At 39.5% G+C, this 2,507-nt stretch carries 2 protein-coding genes; both read right to left on the bottom strand.

Features of this window, described 5'->3' with window-relative positions; translation table 11 throughout:
- Positions 1–66: 66 nt before the first annotated feature.
- The gene (locus tag Q326_RS18600; RefSeq protein ID WP_156936331.1) at positions 67–237 is read right to left on the bottom strand and encodes a hypothetical protein; all 171 of its coding nucleotides are present in this window, start codon (positions 235–237) and stop codon (positions 67–69) included.
- 177 nt (positions 238–414) lie between these two features.
- On the bottom strand, positions 415–2,343 hold the full coding sequence (locus tag Q326_RS0114785; protein WP_026896060.1) for a tape measure protein: 1,929 nt from the start codon (positions 2,341–2,343) through the stop codon (positions 415–417).
- Positions 2,344–2,507 lie beyond the last annotated feature (164 nt).

Genomic DNA, 2,507 nt, shown 5'->3' with positions numbered 1-2,507 from the left:
TATCAGATAAAACATACTAAAAAAGAGCTGAAAAATCAATAGATTTTTTAGCTCTTTTTCTTTTATTTAGGAACTATATTTTGAAACAGCCCCTTCTTTCTTGTATGTTCCTGATTCTTTCATGTATTGTTCAAATTCTTTCTTTACTTCTTCAGGTGCATTATCTAACAAGTGCCAGTTTCCATATTCTTCAACAAAATAAGGACTGTCTATAAACTTTGGTTTTGGTTGTGACATAATGCTTCCACCTACCCTTCCAGCTTGTCTAAATTGGCTTCCTTTGGCTTTACCTATATAAATCTATACCCATGACTTGAAAACGTCTTAGAAAAGCTTTCTGAAGCCTTGTTTTAATTATACCATAGTTTTACAAATAAAAAAGAACCCCTGGACTTAACCAAGGGTTCAATTCTTTTATGGGTGTACACCTTCCATTGTAACCTGGTAAGCTTCTTCAAGCTTTTCTTCCAGGTATGTGATCATACCATCAAGATCTGTTTCACTGCTGACATTGTTGGTTATACCACCCATATCAATCTTAACTTCTGCTGTTGTAAATCTATTAATAGCTTCCTGTTCAGCCATTTCACGCAAATATTTCAATTCTTCTTCGCTTGCATCCATTGAATTTGCCATCTTTGCTGTGTTTGATGCTGTGTCTGACATATCATAAGCCATATCATCAAAAGCAAATCCACTTGATGGATCACTTTGTTTTGCAAGTGCTTCAGCTTTTGCAATGTCAATGTCAGCTTGTCTTGCTGCAGTTGCTGAAATAGCATCATTCTTCATCTGAAGAAGTGCTGCATCCCTGTCAGCCATATTGGATTCAATTTCTGTCTTATAGGCTTCAAGTCCAGCATTCCTTGCTTGTTTTTCAGCTTCATTCTGAAGTGCTGCATCCGTTCCAAACGTGACATTGTTGATGGTATCAATAGAAACACCAGGGATCTTGTTCAACGTGCCTATGAAGCCATTTATGATGTCTATGGCACCATTGACCATGTTCTGAAGGATCATCAGGACACTTGCTTTCATATCACCCATAAAGTTTGCAATACCTGTTCCAGCTGTCATCATCCCAAGCTTCATCTTATCCCAAAGATCAAGGATCCAATAAATACCTGTGAAAAATCCTATCTTCACCCAATCCCAAGCAGTCAGGATCCCATTCATTGCAATCTTCCAGGCAACTTCCAAACCACCAACGGATTGAACCCACTTATAGATCATCCCAATAAGGACACCAATTGCCAGTGCAATCCACAGTGCAGGGTTAGCAAGTAACGACATATTCAAGCCATCTTGTGCAACCTTAGCATACCATGTAGCAGCTGCCTGAATACCTAACACTGCAGCATAAGTTGCAGCAGCACCAGCCAAACCATAAACAACTGGAATGACTAAATCAAGGTTTTCACCAATCCAAGCTGCACCCCTACCAATCATTTGAATAGCTGGTTGTAATGTTTGGATCAGGTTATTGCTGATCAATGTTCCTATTTGACTGAATGTCATTGGTATTTCTCTGAAGGTTGAATCAATATCACTGCTTGCACTTAGCATTGCATTCTTAACTATATCAGCAGTGATCATGCCTTCTGAAGCCATGTTCCTGATCTGTCCAATTGGAACATCCATGTAATCTGCAATGGTCTGAATCACGTTTGGTGCTGATTCAAACACTGCATTGAGTTCTTCACCACGCAAGACACCTGAACCAAGTGCTTGTGTCAACTGTAAGCTTGCAGAAGCCATTTCCTGTTGGCTTGCACCTGCAATGACAAACGATTTATTCAAGGCTTCAGCAAAAGCAATGGTTTCTTCATTAGAACTGAAAGCATCCCCTGCCCTTTGTCCTAACTTGGCAACTACATCTGCAGTACCTATGTATGATGCCCTGGATCTGTTTGCTGATTGTAAGATCATGTCTTGAAGTTCTGCAGTGGTTTGAAGTCCATCATTCATCAGGTTCAGTCTTGCTGTTGTTTGTGACATGCTGTCAGAAAAATCAATGATCTTCTTTGCACTGAAGGCTACACCCACACCAAGTGCAAGGCTTTTGAGTTTACCAAGCATACCTGATGAAGTTGAAACTGAATTATTGAACTGTTGCTGTGCAGCGTTAGTTTCTCTGATTTCCTGTTCAAAGCTATTCATTGCCATTTCTGCCCTGTTTAACTCTGATCTTGCTGCTTGAATTGATGATGTATCAATTGCCCTTCCTGACACGTTCTGAAGTGCTTCAAAGCTTGATATGGTCATATTCAAGGCTTTATTCATAGACTTGATTGCTGGTGACATCCCATCAGTGACTTGAATTGCAGTTCTTATTGTAGCCATTATTTATCACCCCTTTTCTTTGATCTTCTTTCAAGTTCCACCTGAAGCATTGCAGAATAGGCAAAATGCCTGTTTATGATATCCTAAAAGTACCCCAAATTCTAATTGAAAATTCCCCTAGAGGAAATATATAATAACCCTATGGCAATTCATAGGGGAGGCAA

Source organism: Clostridiisalibacter paucivorans DSM 22131, assembly GCF_000620125.1.
GTDB classification, from domain to species: Bacteria; Bacillota; Clostridia; order Tissierellales; family Clostridiisalibacteraceae; genus Clostridiisalibacter; species Clostridiisalibacter paucivorans.
This window is presented reverse-complemented; position numbering and strand designations above follow the sequence as displayed.

Bases quoted from the DNA above. Each gene is read 5' to 3' on its own strand.
- Q326_RS18600 (WP_156936331.1), bottom strand. From the start codon at position 237: ATGTCACAACCAAAACCAAAGTTTATAGACAGTCCTTATTTTGTTGAA.
- Q326_RS0114785 (WP_026896060.1), bottom strand. From the start codon at position 2,343: ATGGCTACAATAAGAACTGCAATTCAAGTCACTGATGGGATGTCACCA.